Here is an 18,031-nt window from a genome sequence, read left to right as displayed (position 1 = left end):
GGGCGCGCAGCCGGCACGGGTGTCACGGACACCGCCGCGCCCGTGGCGGCGTCAGCTCGTCAGGAAGGGTCGGCTCAGCGGTAGACGGAGTGAAAGCGGTCCAGCCGGCCCGCGTGAAAATCGACGTAGTAGATCATCCAGGTCACGGAACCGTCGCTCCACCTCCATACGCCGCTCTCGTTGAGCGAAACGAGGCAGAGCCAGGGCTCGGTACGTGCGCTGATGTCGCGTTCCGTGTCCTTCCCCTTCTCGGCCGCTTCGGTCAGGGCACGCAGATGCAGCTCCTCTAGAGGGCGTCTGAAAAGCTGGTCAGCGGGCTGATCGTGCAAGGCGCCGTACGAGGAGCATGGCCATGGTGAGGTAGATGGCGTTCTCCGAGCACACGGGCAGGTACTCGTAGTCCTTCGACGGACGGCGGCACCGTCCCAGCCAGGCGATCGTCCGCTCTACCACCCAACGTCGCGGGACCACTGCGAAGAGGGGCACGGCCGGAGGCCGGTGTCCCTACCTTCGGCCAGGTCGAGCGGAATCCGCCGTCACGGCGCTGCACGACCTGCACGGTGATGCCAGTGGCTTCCCGGACCCAGGCATGGAAGCCGGCGTCGCGGTAGCCCTGGTCCGCCCACACGTGCCGAAGACGCGGGAAGGCATCGGCTGACCGGGAGAACAACACCGCGGCGCCATCACGATCGCCGACGCTCGCCGGGCTCACGCAGGTGATCAGGACGGTGCCGCGAGTGTCGACGAGCAGGTGGCGCCTGATGCCGCTGACCTTCCTGCCGCCGTCGTATCCGTGCAGGCCGCCGCGTTCGCCGGCCCTCACGCTCTGACTGTCCACGATGGCTGCGCTGGGCGTGGGATCACGGCCGAGCTGCACCCGCTCGCGTTCACGCAGCGCCGTCAGCATCCGCTCCCCCACGCCTTCTTGCTGCCATCGCCGCCAGTAGTGGTAAACGGTCTGCCACGGTGGCAGGTCATGCGGCAGCAGTCTCCAGGCGCAGCCGGCCCGCAGCCAGTACGCCAACGCGTCCAGGATCTCCCGCCGCGTGTGCCTCGCCGACCGACCGCCGGGTTTGACCGCCGGGACCAGCGGACGGAGGATCTCCCACTCGGGATCGGACAGATCCGTCGAGTGACGGGTACGCAGCCCACACACTCCAGCCCCCGAAAGTGCGCCACCACCCCGCCACCAGGCAATTTGCCCGCTGACCAGCTTTTCAGACGCCCTCTGTGTCGTGGCGGTGTGCCCATTCCTTGTCGGCGAGTTCGCCGATCAATAGCTGGCGACCGGAGATGCGATGCGGGGCCGGGTGAGTGACGGGTCCCGGCGTTCGGTCCGCTGCCCATCAGTGCCGGGTTGGACCGTTTCGGCACTGATGCTCTGGTCCTGGGCCATTGCCCACTACTGCGGACTCCTCGGTGAGACGTCTTCTCAGAGCACCGCGGGCTCCGTCCCGTCCGCTGTCACACCAGGCCGCCGTCGGCTACGAGGTTCTGACCGGTCAGCCACGCGGCATCCGGGCTGAGCAGCAGCGCGACAACGGCGGCGATGTCGGCCGGAGTGCCCACCCGGCCCAGAGCCGTCATGTGCGCCACCCCGGCCACCGCTTCCGGCGGGACGCTGGCGCGCAGCATGTCGGTGTCGGTGGGGCCAGGCGATACCGCGTTGACCGTGATCCCGTGCCGCCCCAGTTCCCGGGATGCGACCCGGGTGAGCTGCTCGATCGCCGCCTTGCTCGCGGCGTAGACCGACTCGCCCGCGCTGGGCCATGCAGTGCTGGTGGAGGAGACCGTGACGATCCGGCCGCCGTCGGCCATTCGGTGGGCCGCCGCCTGCACTGCGAAGAATGCGCCGCGTACGTTGACCGCCATCACCCGCTCGAACCTCTCCGGAGTCAGTTCGTCAATAGGCGCGTGATCGATGACACCCGCGTTGTTCACCAGTGCCGAGAGCGGACCCACGGCTCTGTCGGCGAACACCTTGTCCGCTGTGGTGAACAGTCGCTCGACCTGGTCATGGTCGGCCGCGTCCGCGCGCACGGCGACGGCACGCCCTCCGCACGCCTCTTCCACCTGCCGAGCTGCCCGTTCGTCGGCGGCGTAACTGAACACCACCGTGGCGCCGTCGCCCGCGAGCCGTTCGACCACGGCCCGCCCGATCCCACGCGACCCACCCGTCACCACTACCGCCTGCATGGATGTCCCTTTCTGTCCGAGGAGCCCTCACCATGGCAGCCATTGCGGAAACCGAACTTCCGCGAAGGGGGAAAGACTGGGGACATGACCAGAAGAGATCCTGCGGCGCGGCTGCTACGGCTGTTGTCACTCCTCCAGTCCCGCACCGACTGGCCGGGACCGGAGCTGGCCGACCGGCTCGGCGTCAGCACCAGGACCGTCCGTTCCGACATCGAACGGCTCCGCAACCTCGGCTACCCGGTGGCGGCCACCTCCGGCAGCGCGGGTGGCTACCGGCTGGGGTCCGGCGCCCGGCTGCCACCCTTGCTGCTGGACGACGAGGAGGCCGTTGCGGTGGCGATCGGCCTGCGTACGGCCACAGCCCAGGCGGTGGGCGGCATCGAGGAGACGTCTCTACGCGCGCTGGCCAAGCTCGAACAGGTGCTGCCGGTCCGGCTGCGCCCCCGTGTGGCCGCGCTCGCGGCCTCCACGGTGCCCCTGCCCGGGAACGGCCCGGTCGTCGACGGCGACGTGCTGACCACGCTGGCCGCCGCCTGCCGGGACCGGCGGCGCGTGCGGTTCGACTACCGAGATCACGGGGGGAACGCCACCCTACGCGACGCCGAACCGCACCGCCTCGTGTCGACCGGGCGACGCTGGTATCTGGTGGCGTGGGACGTCGATCGCAACGACTGGCGGACCTTCCGCATCGACCGGCTCAGGCCACGCACGCCCCTGGGGCCTTCCTTTCCGGGCCGGTCTCTGCCGCCGGGGGACGCCATCGACTTCGTGACCAAAGGCGTGGCCTCGACATTGGGACCCTGTCGCACGGTCGCGACCGTGCGAGCGCCGGCCGCGGCCGTCAGCGAGCGGGTACCACCAGTAGCCAGGGTCGAGCCTCTCGACGACCAGCGGTGCCTGCTGCACATGGGCGCCGCCACGCCGCTGACGCTGGCCGTCTACCTCGCCGCGCTCGGCCTGCCGTTCACCGTGGACGGTCCACCTGCGTTGTTGGAGGCGTTGCGGCAGGTGTCGCGGCACTGCGCGGGCGCCATATGAACAGACGCCCTGCCTCGGCCGACGGCACCAACCGCTCGACAGAAGTTGCGGTGTCCGTGACAGAGGACGGTGGCAACGACGATGACCAGGAGGAACGAGAGATCAAGCTCGGGGCACGGGCCGGGAACCAGCGGAGCCGGTCCGCGACGCTGTCCCCGGAACGGGTGGAGCAACTGTCCACGAGCGGGATGCGCTGGGCATGGCGGCCATCGTCGCCACCGCATTCGTCATGCTCACGGCACGCTATCTGCCCGGGTGGCCGGTGTGCCCCGGCTCATGAGGTCGATCATGACTACGTGGGTCATCGTTTCGGAGCGGTGGGGGGTGGGTTTCGTGGTCGCGGGTGAGGTGACGGCGGTGCACGAGGCGGCCGAAGGTCCGCTCGACCAACCGGCTTCGCGGGATCACCTTGAAGCCTTTGACGCCGGGTTCGCGGGGGGCGACTTCGACGTCGACGCCGGGGCGTGCGCCGTGTCCGATGGCTTTGGTGCGGTAGCCGGTGTCGGCCCGGGCTTTGGCCACGGGAGGGTGGGTGGCGGCGATGTGGGAGATCAGGTGCGTGCCGCCGACGTTGCCGGAAACGCTTGCCGCGGTGACCGGTACGGCCGGGAGCAGGCCGAGGGTGTCCACTCCGATATGGCGCTTGCGGCCTGCGGTTCCTTGCCGGCGTCGATGCCCTGGCCGGCCGCCGGCACATTGCTGGAGGTCTTCACGCTCTGCGCGTCCAGCAGGAGTCTCGCCGTCGTTCAACGCGTGTCGGTCAGTCCGCCAGTGACGGCGATCACTTCTCCGACCGTGAAGCTGGAGTCGGCATCCGAGGCCAGGTATACGTACGCGGGGGCGACCTCCTCCGGTTGAGCGACGCGGCCCATGGGGGCTGAACTGCCCAGATCAGTCAGGTAGTCGTCGGGGAATCGCTGGCCTGCCACATTCAGCACGGTCCAGGTAGGGCCGGGTGACACGACGTTGGCACGGATGCCCCGGCCGGCCAGGTGCGGAGCGATGGACTTGGTGAAGACGACCATGGCAGCCTTCGAAGCCGCGTAGTCCATCATCATTTCGCTGCCCTTGAGGGCCTCCTCGGAGGCCGTGGCGATCACCGCGTCACCGTGGGAGAGGTGCGGCAACGCGGCCATGACCAGATGGAAGTAGGCGTATACGTTCGTCTTGAAGACGCGGTCGAAGTCCTCGGCCGTCAGGTCCGTGACGTCGTTCTGGCTGTTGAGGTAGGCGGCGTTGCTCACCAGGATGTTCAGACCGCCCAGTTCGGCGACGGTGCGCTCCACCACGTCGGCGCAGAACGACGGGTCGCACAGGTCACCGGGCAGCAGCAGGCAAGAGCGGCCCTCCTTCTCCACGGCCTCGCGTGTCTCGGCGGCGTCCCGTTCCTCCTCGGGGAGGTAGACGATGGCCACGTCGGCTCCCTCACGGGCGTAGAGCACGGCGACGGAGCGGCCGATGCCGGAGTCGCCGCCCGTGATCAGTGCGACCTTCCCCTGGAGCTTGCCGGAGCCACGGTAATGCGGGGCGAGGTAGCGCGGCCGCACCTCCATCTCCGCCTCCAGACCAGGGCGCTGCTGGCGCTGGAACCGGTAGGGGGGCGTGATCTCCGCCTCCTCCTGCGGCATTGCCGGCCGCTCGTCCGGCGCCTGGCCCATGGACTTCTCCTGCGGCATCGATCAGGTCCCTTCATGCTCGGGTGTACGTCTCCCGCCACCAGCCGGCAGCGCCCTACACGCGTGTCCGCGGCGGATGGGACCAAACAATGAGTCGTGCGGCCAAGGAACGAGGCGCAGCTGGGACGGCCCCCTGCGCAGAGGTCCGTCGGCAGCCGGCGGCAACAGGCTTACCTGGCACCGGCTATGACGTTCGCGTCTGAGCCGGGACGAGTTGCCAGGTCGTGTAATGGTTGTCGGAGTCCCTCGTTGCTCTTCGGTGGGGCGCGGCCGACGTCCCACGGGTCGGCGTCGGCCTGGAGAGCGTCTGGCCGGTCGATGTCCTTCGGCCGCCATTCGCTGCTCATGGCCGCCTCCTTCTTCGCCCGGGGGCGCGTTTCACGGGGTCAGCTCGTGCTGGTGTCCGCCGCGCCACTCGGTGTGCAGCACGGTGGCGTCGTCGTCGAGAGCACCGTCGCGGTGGTCCATGAGGGCGGCCATCAGCCGGCGGATGGGCTCGTGCGGGGTTGTGCCGGCCGGAGTGGCGGCGGCCCGAGCAGACGGGGGTCGGCATGCAGGAGTACATCCTCCCGGCCGCCTACGACGGGCGATGGCGGTGGAGCAGTTCCTGGAGGGTTTCAGGGCGTCTGCGGCCCGCTGCGGGCGGCTTTCGCCGGAGTCAGGGCTGTCCCGTGCCACCGCCCGGTGCGGTGCGCCATTCGGGTGCATGTGCCGTTCGTTCGCGGTGCGGTTCCGTATCCGGTGTTACGTTCCTCGCCCGTGGGCTCAGGTGATTCCCACCCGTGGCCGTTCCCGGAACGGCCGACGGTGTCGGAACCGCCGTTCCGTCGCCGTCGGACACCGAGACCACCGCGGACCGCAGCCGGACACGAGGGTGGATCCCGTGCTCAAAGTCAGCGTCGTCGTCCCCGTCCACAACGCGGGCCCCTACATCGACAAGTGCGCGCAGAGCCTGCTCGGGCAGAGCATCGGCCGCGATGCCTACGAGGTCGTGTACGTCGACGACGGCTCGACCGACGACTCGGCCGAACGCCTGGACCGGCTCGCGGCCCTGCACCCCCACGTGCGGGTGCACCGCCAGGAGAACTCCGGCTGGCCGGGGAAGCCGAGGAACGTCGGGGTGCAACTGAGCCGGGGCGAGTACGTCCAGTTCGTCGACCAGGACGACGAACTGGGCCACGAGGCGCTGGAACGGCTCTACGACCTGGGCAGGCGCAACGGATCGGACATCGTCCTCGGCAAACCGGCGGGCACCATGGCACAGCCCAGCAGTGTCTTCGCCCGCACGGTCGACCGCTGCACCGTGGACGACCACCCGCTGTTCGAGAGCCTGACGCCCCACAAGATGTTCCACCGCGCTTTCCTCCTGGAACACGGCATCAGGTTCCCGGAGGGCCGGTGCCGGCTCGAGGACCAGGTGTTCATGGCGCACGCGTACGCGGTGGCACGGTGTGTCTCGGTCCTGGGCGACTACCCCTGCTACTACTGGATGCGCCGGGAGGACGGCGGGAACACCAGCAGCAGGAAGCTCGTCGTCGACGAGTACTTCGGCTGGCTGCGCAAGGTCGTGCAGACCGTCAAGGCGCACACCCCGCCCGGCCCGGTGCAGGAGGCGATGCTCCGCCGGACCTACCGGGTGGAGATCCTCCGCCACGTGAGCGAGCCCTACGTGCTGAGCGGCCACGGTCAGGTCCAGGAGCGGTTCGAGGCGGTACGACGACTGGTGCTCGAGGAGTTCCCGCCGTCCGTCCGGGACGGTTTTCCGGCGGTGACGCGGCTGCGGGCCCATCTGCTGGAGGAGGGCCGCCTCGACGCCCTGTCGCTGCTGGCCCGCCGCATCCGCCAGGTGAGACCCCGCGCGGAACTCGGCCGGCCCCGCTGGCAAGACGGCGCGCTCACAGCCCCGGTGCGGATGCACCTGACCCACCAGGACGGCAGGGTGGTGACCCTCCTGGAGCGCGGGGGGCGCCTGGTGCTCGATCCTGCGCTGGTCGAAGGGCTCACCGGAGTCGGGGAGTGGGCGGTCGGCGATCACCTGACCGCCGCCTACGGGGAGATCCGGCTCTCCCACCGCGGACAGCACATCGGCTGGTTCCCCGCGTCGGACCTCACCGTGCGGCTCGAGAACGGCAGGGGCGGCCGACGGCGGCCCGTGGTGGCCGGGACGATGCGGATCGATCCGCTCACCGCGGCCGGCGGCGGTCCCCTGGACCGTGGCGTCCACGACGTGTCCGCGTACTTCCAAGTGCTCGGTATCGGCCGCAGCGTCGCGCTGCGGGGGAACGTGGAAAGCCGGCCCCTGGGCGGGCAGGCCGCCCGGCTCGGGACGCCCTCACTCGAGGTCATCCCGTACTGGACCGCCGGCCGCCAGCTGGCGCTTGACATCGGCGAGTTCTACCACCGTCTCGACGCGGTTCCACGGCGGGCGGGACTGTGGGAGCTGGTCCGCGTCCCGGCACACGTGCGGGGGCCGCTCACGAAGGTCCTGCGCCGGGTGCGCCCGTGAGGCCCACGACCTCCGGGAACGCCGTCGATGTCATGTGCTCGAAGACCGAGTCCATCGTGCGGCCGGGACGGCGGGGATGGCGGCTCCGGTCGTTGCCGCCGTCGAAGAGCGCGGCGACCCGGCCCTATGTCTGAAGGTCCGGCCGGCCACCGCGGCGGGGGTGGCGGGTCGGGCCCGAAGGGCACGGTGCCATATCCGCAGGTGTGCTTGGAGGCTCCTGGCCTGTCCGCCTCAGGAGGCGTCCCCTCCTCCCCCACCGCATCCAGCGCCCGAGGTGGTCCGCACCGATCCTCGCTGCGGGCAGCCGGTTGGGGGCCGATGGCGTGCTTCGTCTGGCCCGTCAGGCGCACGGTACGAGTTTCAGGCCCGGCTCATTCGACGTGAAACCGACCCTGCCGATGGTTACCGGGGCGTGAGGAAGGCAGCGTTGTCCGGCAGTTGTTCGCGGAATCTGTCCGGGATCGATCCCATCAGCCACAGCCGGCGCGCGTTCCGTACGATCTCGTCCTCGAGCAGGTGGTACGGGCGGTCGGCGCGGCTGGTGTGTCCGGTCTCGGGCGGGCGGCCCTGTTCGTCGGTCCAGGTCATGTAGTGGCGTCCGTCGACGCGCAGTACGCGCCGGCCGTCGGGGTCCTGGTCGCCGAGCATCCGGTAGCCCACGCAGGTCAGCCAGAAGTCGCACGAGCGGCACACCCGCCACCGTGCCATCCGCTCGCCCACGCCTGCGATCTCCGTGGCCGTTCCCTTGCCCGGGCACAGCTTGCAGTCGAACACCTCATACCGCACGTGCGGGTGCGCCCCCCGTCGAACCACCGCTCGCCCTTCTCCAGCGTCCGGCCGTCAGCGCCCGTGAGGGGATGCCCGGCCCGGCGTGGGCACTGTAACCGGATCGATCGCCCCAACCGGCGTCGTCCAACTCGATACCGCCACCCGAGGGCCGCAGCCAGGCGACGGGTGTGTCCGTGCCGACGTCGGGAGCGATGGCCTGCGGGATGCCGGTCCGCCCGGATGCCGTGTCGCGCACCGGGCGGCCGATGAGCCGGTGCTTTTCGTGCAGCATGCCCGTCGTGGTCATCGGGGGCCTCGTGGTGGTCGCGGACCGGGCGGTCCGGGGCGTCTTCGACGGGGGAAACGAAGACGCCCCGGGCGGCGGCAGCAGCTCCCATCGAGGTCGGAGCGTATGCCGCTGACACCCAGCCAACGATCACTGACAGCTGTGCGACCATCACCCATGCGGCCCCCGCATACGCGTATCCGTTAAGCGCATACGCGTGAGCGGCGCGGGCCGCGAGGACTCGTAGCGTGGAGGGTGCACCGTGCGGCACGAGGCGGAAGTGCGGGCAGCGTCCCACAGGGGCCTACGGCAGGGTCATCGAGCTGGTCCGTAAGGACCGGCGCATGACCCGGACCCAGCTGGGACAGGCGCTGGGCCTGTCGCAGCCGGCCGTCTCCCGCCTGGAAAAACGCGGCACGGGAACCTACCAGACCAGCGTCCTGGCGGCGGCCGCCGCGCACCTGGACATCACGCCCGATCTCGTCGGGCTGTCCGGTATCGAGGCGCTCGGCCACGCGGCCGCAGGCGACCGGCGATCAGCGGACAAGGCGCTCACCCGCTCCCGCGCGGCGGCCGAGGTCCTGCCCGGGCAGGAGGAGCTGCCGCCGTGGCCGTGGGTGTTCTCCTTCACCGTCGAGAAGGCCGCCGCGCACCGCGTCACCTGCGGCGCCTGGCTCGGCCAGCCCGGCTGGGTACTCGACGGCGACGCCGAAGCCCTGGCCATCAGCCACCGGCCACGCCAAGCAACGGGCCCTGCTCCTTTTGGGCATCGCCGCCGGGCACCTGGCGGCCGGACGCGTCGAGGGCGCATTCGCCCTCGCCATACGGGCACTCGAAGCAGGCCTGCAGTACCGGTCCGGGCGGATCGTGGAGCGGGCTCGCGCGGTACGCCGATCCCTGGCACTCTCATCCCCGCCCCGAGTGGTGCGGGACTTCGACGAACGCCTCCACGGCGTCCACCTCTGAAGGAGAGACGACGGCATGCGGGTAGGGATCACCGGGCACCGCGGACTGAGCCAAGAGGTCGAAAAGCGCGTACGCGCACTGCTGCTCGAGGCGGTCAGGGAGTACGACCCGGGCGAGCTGGTGGGTGTCTCCTGCATCGCGGACGGCCCCGACTCCTGGTTCGCCGAAGCGGTCCTCGACCACGGCGGCCGCATCGAAGCCGTCGTCCCCGCCACCGAGTACCGCGACAGCCTCCCCCACTGGCACCACCCCACCTACGACCGACTGCTCGGCCAGGCCACCGATGTCCACGCAACCGGCATGACCGCCTCCACCTCACACGCCCACATGGCAGGCAGCGAAATCCTCGTCGGCCTCGCCGACGAACTGCTCGCCGTGTGGGACGGCCACCCCGCCCGCGGCTACGGCGGCACCGCCGACGTCGTCACCTACGCCCACCGGCAGGGCACACCGGTGCGCGTGCTGTGGCCCGGCGGTGCCCGCCGCTGACCTGCCAACAGACCCCGATGAAGCCGACACTCAGAGAGTGCGTACAGGGACTGTGCCGCGCGCGTGTCCAGCGCCTCCGCTTGGTCGTTTGCTGAGTATGACCATGAATCTCGATCGCGTCTTCGCCACCATGGCCCTCACAGCCGCCGCGACCCTCATCAGCGTCGCGCCCGCGTCCGCCGACAGCGACTTCCTTGCGGACCTTCCACTCGTCAAGGCGCTCTCGGACATCCAGGGCAACAACGCCGGAAACTCGGGCACGGTCAACAGCCACGGGGACAACAACGGCAACTCCAACCAGGCCAACGAAGTCAACAATCCGGGCGCCGGCGTCCTCGACTTCACGAAAGCCCTCGGCTCCACCGACACCCTGGTCTGACACCCGCTCTTGGTGAGCTGATCAGTTGATCGGTACGCCAATCCGAGTAGCGATCACTGATGTGATGCGGGACCGGATCGCGCCGTCAATGCCGGCCAGGCCCTCGTCGAACACGTCGTCGCGGAGCGTCCCACCGTCCGCAAGACCTGAGGCGACGGCGGCTACCGCTGACATTGCGCTCAGCACGGGAGTGGTGTGTTCGTAAGCCGCCGTGGCCGGGTGGAGGGACGGAATCGCGTTGTCAGTGGGCGCTGCGAGGATGGCAGGCATGACGATCAAGGAAGTGACGCGTCACGCAGTGGCGGAACAGCGGATCGAGCAGGCTCTTGAGGGCATGTCGAGTCGGGCCTTCGGCCGGTGGCACGACATGCGCTACGGCGACATGCCGTTGCGGCGCGGGCTCAGGGAACTCGGGGAGGAACTGTCCGACCATCTTGCCGCGTGCACCGTGTCCGACCCGGCTCTGGATACGCCCGGCTCACGCACTGTCCTGGTCACTGCTGCCGAGTGCGCCATGGGCGTGCTGAGCCTGGCGTGCTTCCCCGACGGTGACTTCTGCGTCCCTCTCCCGCTCGTGGAGGAAACGCTCAGCAGCGAGGAACTGCACTACGAGGAGAGGTGGGAGCCGGCCCTCCCGCAGACCACGGCCCGGATGTGGACCGACGCGTTCGCGTGGTCGGTCATCAGCGGGCTGATATGGGAGCGGGACCGGGTGATCGGCCCGCTGCTGCGCGAGGACTACGCGCCCGCCATCCGTGACGGCGTTCCGTACTCGAAGCGGGAGTCGGTGTCCACTGCGGCCGACCTCGCCGAGATGGACGCGCTGTGCGGCTACCTGACCGTCGTCCAGGGGCAGTACCCCGGTGCGCTTCCTGGTCCGGTGCCGCTGGGCAAGCCGGACGCCGCCGAGCGGGCGCGTGCGGCCGAGCAGCTCGATGCGGCCGGGACGCCGACGCCGGACCAGCGGCTGTTGCGCGTCCTGCTCGACGACGACAAGACCGCGTTCGAACAGGCGCTTCAGAAACGGCTCGTGGCACACCGCGAAAGCGTCGGCGCCGACCCGGCCGTCCGGAGCCTGCTGCCGGTGGGGACCGCCACGCTGGCCGCCCTGGCCCGTCTCGCCCACGGCTGGCAGCTGGACATCCGCTCCCCCTACCTGCCCGAAGCGCTGGTGAGCGCCCCACAGCAGTAAACAGCCCACGGCCCCAGCCATCCCCCTTCCGATCCGGCGTGGCGGTCGGGTTGGATAGCGGTGCGGCGTGACAGCCAGAAGCAGGAGAAAGGGAATTGTTCACGTTCCTTGTGCTGGGCTTTGTGCTGGTCGCCCTCGCCATCGTCCTGGCCGTCATCGGCGTGCACACTCTGCGAACCCGGCGGCCCGGACCGCGAAGGTCTCGTTCAGCAGCGCCCGCACGGCAGAAGGTCACGCGGCGGTGCGGGGTTCTGCGGCCGGGGACGTGGGGGCTGCGAGGGCAGGCGGCATGGGCTCGCCGCTGGGGTTCGGCGTCGCGGTCTGCCCGGGTCCGGGGAGCCGGCACGGGCAGGAGGAAGGGGCCTGGTGGTTGTCGCCGGGCCGGGCCCACGCAGCGAGCGCGGCGGTCGCGACGGCTTCGGGCAGACTGATCTCAGCAGAGAGCATCCGCAATCACCAGCGGCAAATCAGCACATAATCTGCCTTTCCCAGCGGATGGAAGGGGCGTTCCGCCGCCAGTCCGCCGGACGAGTCGAACCGGTCCTCCGGCGGACATGCCGGTCCGTTCGGCGGCACACCCGAGCCGGTGGGCGGGCTGGTTCCGCCGGTGCCGGATACAGCCGACGAGACCGCTGCGGGGCATCCCCGGAAGCCGTCGAGGCGCCTTTTCGTTGTCGCCTTGATCGTCGTCCTGGCTGTAATCGATGTGACGGTCGGTGTGCTCCGGAAGCCAGCGTGGGTGGTCGCACTGCCGTTCTTGCAGCTCTTCACGTGCACGGGAGCGTTCATGACCCTTACGTTGGGACGCGGCTGGCCCGCCGCGGGACCTGCCGATGGCATGGTCGTCCGGTTCGGCGACCGGGGTCCTCAGCCAGGCGGTGAAAACGGCAAGCAGCGGATGCCCGGCCCGCTCGCCCACCGCAACAGCGCACCGGCCGGCAGAAGCGCACCACAGGTACTGCCCCCAAGGAGGGCTTTGTTCATGAGAACGGGCTCTGGCCCAGCCCTCGCGCAGAGTGACGCTCCGTTATGGCCGGACGTCGAAGAGAGCGAGGGAAGGGGGCGGCGGAACAAGCACTGCGCGAAGGCGCGTGAGTGTGGCCCGCCACTGCTTCCAGTCCTGGGGGTCGACCCAGTTCGCGGCCGGCCCGGCCTCGTCGCCGGCGATGCGGGCGAGGGCTTCGTCGGCGAGCGCCCGAAGGCCGGAAGGAAACATGGGCATGGGTGCTTCTGGGCCGTAGGGCGTGTCGACGGGTTCACCTCCGGGGCATTGCGCCGCGATGAGTGCTGCGGCGGCCACCGCCTCTTCCGCTTCCGCGAGGTAGCCGGTGGTGTCGATCGTCCGGATGAGGACGCCCCGGATCAGTGCTTCGCGTGCCTCGGGCTCGGCGTCATCGAGAGCGTCGGCGAAGTCCGCGGCTGTGTCGTTGTCGAAGGGGCCGGTGTCCCAGGTGCCCATGATGATCTCCTTGCGCACGGTCGTCCGGATCCTCGCATCAGGCACCGACAACGTGATCACGGAACACGCATGCCTCGTTTGCGTAGACGTTGGATGCCTGTGGGCGCGGCTGCGGTCCTCGGGCAGGATCGGAATGGCGGCGCTGGCCGGCCGCTCCCGCTCGCCGGCGGTGTGCGCCGCCTCGGCGATGGCTCGGTGTGGAGGGGGCTGGGCCGGCGGGGATCCATGCCAGCCACCTGGCCGAGGCATCCGCCCGTGCTCGGCTCGTGCAGCCACTTTCCGGCCGCAGCAATCCGTTGACCACGGCGTTCCCAGCCGAGCTTGCAAGCGATGCCGAGGCAGTCCTGGCGGTGATGCCTGATTCTCGGCTCCAGCCGCACACCTCGTTCTCGGTCGCCGCCGAGGGCCAGCAGGTTTTGATCCCCGGGCGCCTCTACAACGACGAGCCGCCAACTGCCAGGGTGGCGTCGCTTTCGTCGCGCCAACAACAGCTCCTGCACTGCCTGCACTCAAGGCACTGCGACGGCATGGTCAGGCAGCACCACCTGGAGAAGGTCGTTGGTTCCGTCGCCCACCCCCGCTTCCACCTGCACTTCACGCCCACCGGATCGTCCTGGCTCAACCTGGTGGAACACTGATTCGCCGAGCTGACGAACAAGCAGATACGACACGGGGTCCACAAGAGCGTCCAGGCACTGGAGAAGGACATCCGTGCCTGGATCGCCGCGTGGAACACCGACCCCAAGCCCTACGTCCAGACCAAGACCGCGGACGAGATCCTCGAGCGCCTCGCCAGCTATCTGAACAGAATTCCTGACTCAGAAGACTAGGCCCCAGGCGTCCACGGTCCGCTCGAAACAGCTGGCAGCCTCAGCTGTCTCCGCCGCCTACGAACCTCATTCTGAAACCATCAGCAAACCGCCACCGGCCAGCAACAACACCCTCAAACCCGCTGTCTCCCACCCCGCTGTCCCAAAACCGAGAGACCGCAGCAGGACAAGGAACTGCGCGAGCTCTACCCCAACGGCATCCCCGAAGCGCCGCCGGTTCTATTCGGCAGTAGTGAAGTCAGCTGTCGATGGGATCGGGCCGCACTCCGTTTCATGGAGGGTTATGCCGGAAAGTTCGGAAGGCACGGGTCCCTTGACAGAGCCACATCGGAATACTTCCGGTGAAAAGCGCTGGTAATTCCGCAAACTGGTGCAACTCCCGTGGGGGGCCGGTCGGTCGGGAGTCAACTGGCCGCGAACGCTCACTCCGCGTTGACGTGGGTCCGGTGGGTGGAACGGGTCCGGAGCCAGTACGAGCGGGCAGCGACGATCAGCGCGACCCCGTAGACGGCGAATGCGGCCATGCCGATCCAGGCGACCTGCAGTGCGTCGCTCGAGGAGTGGAAGTCGCCTCACCGCATCGTCACCACGCCGGCCGTCGCCAGGGTCACACTGGACCACTTCGAGGGCCGCACTTGGCGCGGCCGGCACCACCACGTCACCCTCGTCACCGCCGCCCAGGCATTCCTCACCCTTCGGCGGCTCGCCCCAGAAGCCCGGATGCCGGCCTGACCCTCCACCAGGTCCTCGACGTCCTCCAGAACCTGCTGACGTGCTGGACCGGTACCTGCACCACCTGCGGCCGACCCCTCACCAGCAGCAGAGCCAGAGCCAGAACCTGACGAAGCACTACTAGCCATCGGGGCAAGGACCTGGTTCCGCGATGCGCCGCAGGACCTCTGGCCCCCCTGACATCCCGTGTCGGGTCCGTACCACCTCAGCAGATCACGGGCGGTGACGACCGGCTTCCGCAGCGGAAGGCCGCGCTCCCGTTCCCGCCTACGGCTGCCGGCACCGACCAGGGTCCGTCTTCAAGGATCATCTGGGTGGTGAATCATGGTGTCGTGGTACGCCGTTATGAACTCAGCTACCCGAAGGAGGAGTTACTCGCTCCGCTGATACCTCGGGCCGCGACGGGGCGGCCTCGCGTGGAGGACCGGCAGGTCATCAATGGGATGGTCTACAAGATCCGTACCGGGATTTCTCGGCGTGACCTGCCAGAACGCTACGGGTTTTGGCAGACCGCGCACACCCGCTTCCGCCACTACGCGATCGACGGCGCGTTCATTGGCGCCCTGCAGCAGACCCAGGTCCGGGCGAACGCCGCCGGCGACCGACGAACGAACTACCAGTAGCCCCGCGGCTCGGTCCCGGTGCGGCGCTGGGTGGCGTGCAGGGAGCCGAGGAGGCCGAGGGCTCGGGCGCTCGGGCTGCCTGGTTCGGCGTGGTAGATGACGAGTTGCTGGCCGGGGGCGTCGCGCACGTCGAAGGCCTGGTAGGTGAGGTCGAGGGGGCCGACCTCGGGGTGGTGCAGGTTCTTGGCGTCCCGGCTCTTGCCGCGCACGTGGTGGGCATTCCACAGTCGGTCGAACTCCGCGCTGTGCTGGGTGAGTTCGGCGACCAGCCGACGCAGTTCGGGGCTGTCCGGGTCGAGACCGGCGCCTTCGCGCAGGTTGGCGACGGCGGCCTGGGCGGCCCGCTCCCAGTCTGCGTAGAAGTGTCGGCCCGCGGGGTTGAGGAAGATCATGCGGGCCAGGTTGTCCGCCGGGGCGAACGGGGTGAAGAGCGCGTCGGCCAGGGCGTTGGTGGCGAGGATGTCCAGGGTGCGGCCCAGGACGAACGCCGGGGTGTGAGGGTAGCCGTCCATCAACTGGCGCAGCGCCGGACTCACCCCGGCGGCCGTGTGGACGGAGCGTTGCGCCCCGGGTGCACTGCCGGCCAGGCGGAACAGGTGCGTGCGCGCATCGCCGTCCAGGCGCAGGGCGCGGGCGAGGGCGTCCAGCACCTGGGGTGAGGGGTTGCGTTCGCGGCCCTGTTCCAGGCGGGTGTAGTAGTCGGCGTTCACCCCGGCGAGGACCGCGACCTCCTCACGGCGCAGTCCGGCGACCCTGCGCGTCCCGTGGCTGACCATGTCCACGTCCCGCGGCGTGAGGCCGGCCCGGCGGGCGCGCAGGAAGGCTCCCAGGTGGTTCTCGTCCATGCGGTACAGGCTAGGCGGCCGTCCGACGCGCTGCCTGGGTGTGGCGCACCCAGGCAGGAACCGTCCTGGTCCGTGCCCGCCGCTGCGCACAGACTCGGTTCCGCAGTCAGTTGCGGAAGCATCCATGTATGGGAAGGACATCGTCATGACGCAGACCACCAAGGTCGTCCTGGTGACCGGCGCCAGCAGTGGGATCGGTGAGGCTACGGCGCTGCGCCTGGCCGCCGACGGCCACCGGGTGTTCCTGGGCGCGCGCCGCACCGAGCGCCTGGAGAAGCTGACCGGGCGGATCACCGCCGACGGGGGAAGCGCCGGTTTCCGGCGGCTCGACGTCACCGACGCCGCCGACGTACAGGCCTTCGTGTCGGCCGCGGTCGAACGCTGGGGACGCGTGGACGTGATCGTCAACAACGCCGGAGTGATGCCCCTCTCGCCCCTGTCGGAACTGAAGGTGGACGAGTGGGACCGCATGATCGACGTGAACGTCCGCGGCGTGCTCCACGGCATCGCGGCCGCCCTGCCGGTCATGCGGGAACAGGGCGGCGGTCACGTCGTGAACATCGCCTCGGTCGGCGCGTTCGAGGTGGTGCCGACCGCCGCCGTCTACTGCGCCACCAAGTTCGCCGTCCGCGCCCTGTCCGAGGGACTGCGCCAGGAGTCGCCCGGGGACATCCGCGTCACCGTGGTCTCCCCGGGCGTCACCGAGTCCGAACTCGCCGACTCCATCTCCGACCCGCGGGCGCGCGAAGACATGAAGACCTACCGCTCGGTGGCCGTCCCGGCCTCCGCGATCGCCGACGCCATCGCCTTCGCCGTCTCCCAGCCCGCCGACGTGGACGTCAACGAGATCGTGGTACGCCCGGCGGCCAGCGCCCAGTAGACGGCCCGGCAGCCACCCGGCAGCCACCTCGGTGGGTTGTTCACGAGCGTCGTTGAAGCCGAATGGGTTTGATCACGGCGGAGACCTCCGGTGTGTCGGAGCTGTATAGGACTGCACCGCATTGGAGGACTTCGTGTCACACCACAATGCCCGGCTGACCATGCACGGCAGGCAGCTTCTCATCGAGCATGTTCGCGCAGGCTGTTCGATCGCGCACGTCGCCGCCGAGATGGGCACCGCGGCACCGCCCACGAGCAGGTACGCCGCTGGCGGGCCGAAGACGGACAAGGGCTGCACGACCGCGCCGCCCCCCGCGGCGTGTGGCCCGACCGTCCCCGTAATCGGACAGCGGATCTCGGTGAGTTTCCGGCGGGCCGCGCGGACCTCGTACTCCTGCACCTCGAAGGGTCGGAAAGTGAACCGGTAGCCGTTAGAGCGCGCAGCGCAGAGGCAACCAACCCTGTCGGCCGATCAGGTCGCGCAGCGCGGCCAGTAGTGCTTCGTCACGTTGAGTGTTCCCGGTTGGTGGTGGGCAGTCTTTCAGGGTGGATCTGAGGGAGGTGGAACAGCTTCGGGGTGAGTCGGCGGAGTTCGTTGCCGATGTGTTCGGGGCGCTGCCGTGGCGGGGTGTGTGTTATCTGCGGGGACTGATGCTGGACGGCCGGCGAAAGTCGGTTCAGCCGATGGCCAAGCGTCTTCCGGGCGGGAACATGCAGACCCTGCAGCAGTTCGTGAACCAGTCACCGCGGGATCCGCTGCCGGTCAGACGGCAGATCGCCGAGCGGCTCACTGAGGTGATCACGCCCGAGGTGTGGGTGATCGACGGCGTGTCGTTCCCCAAGTGCGGCAGAGCGTCGGTCGGCGTTGCACGCCAGTACTGCGGAGCCGTCGGCAACCGGGCGAACCGCCAGATCGCGGTCAGCGTCCACGCCGTCACCGACACCGTTCCATGCCCGTTGAACTGGCAGTTGTGTCTGCCGCGCGAGTGGACGGACGAGCCGGACCGGTGCCGCAGGGCGGGAGTCCCCGACGACGTCCACCAGGAGAAATGGCGCCTCGCGCTCGGCCTGCTCGACACGCTCACCGACTGGCAGTTAAAGGCGCCGGTCGTGGTCGCCGATGTCGGCTACGGCGTCAGCACCCCCTTCCGGATCAGTCTCGAGGAG

At 69.5% G+C, this 18,031-nt stretch carries 18 protein-coding genes and 3 pseudogenes; 11 read left to right on the top strand and 10 right to left on the bottom strand.

The features are described from left to right. Nucleotides 1–309: 309 nt before the first annotated feature. From B7767_RS49480 to B7767_RS40095, 3 genes and pseudogenes are all read right to left on the bottom strand, one after another. Complete coding sequence (locus B7767_RS49480) at nt 310–453, bottom strand: hypothetical protein (RefSeq protein WP_352385340.1); 144 nt, start codon at nt 451–453, stop codon at nt 310–312. A gap of 94 nt (nt 454–547) precedes the next feature. After that, nucleotides 548–1,156 (bottom strand): annotated as a pseudogene (locus tag B7767_RS40100) (IS5 family transposase); the annotation flags it as partial. Nucleotides 1,157–1,464: 308 nt separating this feature from the next. Continuing rightward, nucleotides 1,465–2,196, bottom strand: a complete 732-nt coding sequence (locus B7767_RS40095; RefSeq protein WP_085576214.1) for an SDR family oxidoreductase — start codon at nt 2,194–2,196, stop codon at nt 1,465–1,467. Between the two features lie 84 nt (nt 2,197–2,280). On the opposite strand from B7767_RS40095, the gene B7767_RS40090 reads away from it, so the two are divergent. After that, complete coding sequence (locus B7767_RS40090; protein WP_085576213.1) at nt 2,281–3,234, top strand: YafY family protein; 954 nt, start codon at nt 2,281–2,283, stop codon at nt 3,232–3,234. Nucleotides 3,235–3,477: 243 nt separating this feature from the next. Here B7767_RS40090 and B7767_RS40080 read toward each other — a convergent pair whose 3' ends face one another. Together B7767_RS40080 and B7767_RS40075 are read right to left on the bottom strand one after the other, a co-directional pair. Beyond that, the gene (locus B7767_RS40080) at nt 3,478–3,984 is read right to left on the bottom strand and encodes a transposase (RefSeq protein ID WP_179167505.1); all 507 of its coding nucleotides are present in this window, start codon (nt 3,982–3,984) and stop codon (nt 3,478–3,480) included. Beyond that, a complete protein-coding gene (locus B7767_RS40075) occupies nt 3,981–4,910 on the bottom strand; it encodes an SDR family oxidoreductase (protein ID WP_256923749.1) in 930 nt (309 codons plus the stop codon). Before B7767_RS40075 ends, B7767_RS40080 begins: the two co-directional genes overlap by 4 nt. A gap of 883 nt (nt 4,911–5,793) precedes the next feature. On the opposite strand from B7767_RS40075, the gene B7767_RS40070 reads away from it, so the two are divergent. Continuing rightward, nucleotides 5,794–7,416, top strand: a complete 1,623-nt coding sequence (locus B7767_RS40070; RefSeq protein ID WP_085576224.1) for a glycosyltransferase family A protein — start codon at nt 5,794–5,796, stop codon at nt 7,414–7,416. Nucleotides 7,417–7,818: 402 nt separating this feature from the next. Here B7767_RS40070 and B7767_RS40065 read toward each other — a convergent pair whose 3' ends face one another. Both B7767_RS40065 and B7767_RS40060 read right to left on the bottom strand, forming a co-directional pair. Then, a complete protein-coding gene (locus B7767_RS40065) occupies nt 7,819–8,202 on the bottom strand; it encodes a hypothetical protein (RefSeq protein WP_143652922.1) in 384 nt (127 codons plus the stop codon). Beyond that, nucleotides 8,192–8,491, bottom strand: coding sequence for a hypothetical protein (locus B7767_RS40060; protein WP_085576211.1), 300 nt, complete (start codon nt 8,489–8,491; stop codon nt 8,192–8,194). The genes B7767_RS40065 and B7767_RS40060 overlap by 11 nt, the downstream gene beginning before the upstream one ends. Before the next feature lie 323 nt (nt 8,492–8,814). On the opposite strand from B7767_RS40060, the pseudogene B7767_RS48865 reads away from it, so the two are divergent. The 3 genes and pseudogenes from B7767_RS48865 to B7767_RS40045 all read left to right on the top strand — a co-directional run. Further along, nucleotides 8,815–8,895, top strand: a pseudogene (locus B7767_RS48865) (hypothetical protein); the annotation flags it as partial. A gap of 556 nt (nt 8,896–9,451) precedes the next feature. Then, a complete protein-coding gene (locus B7767_RS40050; RefSeq protein ID WP_085576210.1) occupies nt 9,452–9,925 on the top strand; it encodes a hypothetical protein in 474 nt (157 codons plus the stop codon). A 103-nt stretch (nt 9,926–10,028) separates the two neighbouring features. Beyond that, nucleotides 10,029–10,304, top strand: a complete 276-nt coding sequence (locus B7767_RS40045; protein WP_085576209.1) for a hypothetical protein — start codon at nt 10,029–10,031, stop codon at nt 10,302–10,304. Between the two features lie 21 nt (nt 10,305–10,325). On the opposite strand, the gene B7767_RS40040 is transcribed toward B7767_RS40045, so the two are convergent. Continuing rightward, a complete protein-coding gene (locus B7767_RS40040) occupies nt 10,326–10,574 on the bottom strand; it encodes a hypothetical protein (protein ID WP_085576208.1) in 249 nt (82 codons plus the stop codon). Between B7767_RS40040 and B7767_RS40035 the strand changes: the two genes are divergently transcribed. Beyond that, entirely contained in the window at nt 10,573–11,496 is a 924-nt protein-coding gene (locus B7767_RS40035; protein ID WP_256923748.1) for an immunity 49 family protein, read from the top strand. The two genes, B7767_RS40040 and B7767_RS40035, sit on opposite strands and share 2 nt — an antisense overlap. Nucleotides 11,497–12,523: 1,027 nt before the next feature. Here B7767_RS40035 and B7767_RS40030 read toward each other — a convergent pair. Next, nucleotides 12,524–12,955 carry a DUF4259 domain-containing protein gene (locus B7767_RS40030; protein ID WP_085576222.1) on the bottom strand — a complete coding sequence of 144 codons (432 nt, stop codon included), beginning with the start codon at nt 12,953–12,955 and terminating at the stop codon, nt 12,524–12,526. A 572-nt stretch (nt 12,956–13,527) separates the two neighbouring features. Between B7767_RS40030 and B7767_RS46995 the strand changes: the two are divergent. The 3 genes and pseudogenes from B7767_RS46995 to B7767_RS46985 all read left to right on the top strand — a co-directional run. Then, nucleotides 13,528–13,785: pseudogene (locus tag B7767_RS46995) on the top strand (IS630 family transposase); the annotation flags it as partial. A 522-nt stretch (nt 13,786–14,307) separates the two neighbouring features. Next, on the top strand, nt 14,308–14,517 hold the full coding sequence (locus tag B7767_RS49205; protein WP_218775860.1) for a hypothetical protein: 210 nt from the start codon (nt 14,308–14,310) through the stop codon (nt 14,515–14,517). A gap of 317 nt (nt 14,518–14,834) precedes the next feature. Next, nucleotides 14,835–15,140 carry a transposase gene (locus B7767_RS46985; protein WP_179167503.1) on the top strand — a complete coding sequence of 102 codons (306 nt, stop codon included), beginning with the start codon at nt 14,835–14,837 and terminating at the stop codon, nt 15,138–15,140. Here B7767_RS46985 and B7767_RS40005 read toward each other — a convergent pair. After that, the gene (locus B7767_RS40005) at nt 15,131–15,985 is read right to left on the bottom strand and encodes a helix-turn-helix transcriptional regulator (RefSeq protein WP_085576206.1); all 855 of its coding nucleotides are present in this window, start codon (nt 15,983–15,985) and stop codon (nt 15,131–15,133) included. The genes B7767_RS46985 and B7767_RS40005 overlap by 10 nt on opposite strands. Nucleotides 15,986–16,130: 145 nt before the next feature. Here B7767_RS40005 and B7767_RS40000 point away from each other — a divergent pair, with 145 nt between their 5' ends. After that, complete coding sequence (locus tag B7767_RS40000) at nt 16,131–16,865, top strand: SDR family oxidoreductase (RefSeq protein ID WP_179167502.1); 735 nt, start codon at nt 16,131–16,133, stop codon at nt 16,863–16,865. Between the two features lie 545 nt (nt 16,866–17,410). Beyond that, on the top strand, nt 17,411–18,031 hold a 621-nt coding region (locus B7767_RS39995), incomplete at its 3' end, for a transposase (protein ID WP_143652923.1).

Source organism: Streptomyces sp. 13-12-16 (genome assembly GCF_002114215.1).
Classification (GTDB): Bacteria; Actinomycetota; Actinomycetes; order Streptomycetales; family Streptomycetaceae; genus Streptomyces.
Note: the sequence above shows the minus strand (reverse complement) of the source record. Positions and strands in the feature narration are given on the sequence as shown.

Coding starts and splice junctions, on each gene's coding strand:
- B7767_RS40040 (WP_085576208.1), bottom strand. CDS start 10,574: ATGCCTGCCATCCTCGCAGCGCCCACTGACAACGCGATTCCGTCCCTC.
- B7767_RS40090 (WP_085576213.1), top strand. CDS start 2,281: ATGACCAGAAGAGATCCTGCGGCGCGGCTGCTACGGCTGTTGTCACTC.
- B7767_RS40095 (WP_085576214.1), bottom strand. CDS start 2,196: ATGCAGGCGGTAGTGGTGACGGGTGGGTCGCGTGGGATCGGGCGGGCC.
- B7767_RS49205 (WP_218775860.1), top strand. CDS start 14,308: ATGCCGATCCAGGCGACCTGCAGTGCGTCGCTCGAGGAGTGGAAGTCG.
- B7767_RS40005 (WP_085576206.1), bottom strand. CDS start 15,985: ATGGACGAGAACCACCTGGGAGCCTTCCTGCGCGCCCGCCGGGCCGGC.
- B7767_RS40030 (WP_085576222.1), bottom strand. CDS start 12,955: ATGGGCACCTGGGACACCGGCCCCTTCGACAACGACACAGCCGCGGAC.
- B7767_RS40050 (WP_085576210.1), top strand. CDS start 9,452: ATGCGGGTAGGGATCACCGGGCACCGCGGACTGAGCCAAGAGGTCGAA.
- B7767_RS40045 (WP_085576209.1), top strand. CDS start 10,029: ATGAATCTCGATCGCGTCTTCGCCACCATGGCCCTCACAGCCGCCGCG.
- B7767_RS40035 (WP_256923748.1), top strand. CDS start 10,573: ATGACGATCAAGGAAGTGACGCGTCACGCAGTGGCGGAACAGCGGATC.
- B7767_RS40060 (WP_085576211.1), bottom strand. CDS start 8,491: ATGACCACGACGGGCATGCTGCACGAAAAGCACCGGCTCATCGGCCGC.
- B7767_RS40000 (WP_179167502.1), top strand. CDS start 16,131: ATGACGCAGACCACCAAGGTCGTCCTGGTGACCGGCGCCAGCAGTGGG.
- B7767_RS40075 (WP_256923749.1), bottom strand. CDS start 4,910: ATGCCGCAGGAGAAGTCCATGGGCCAGGCGCCGGACGAGCGGCCGGCA.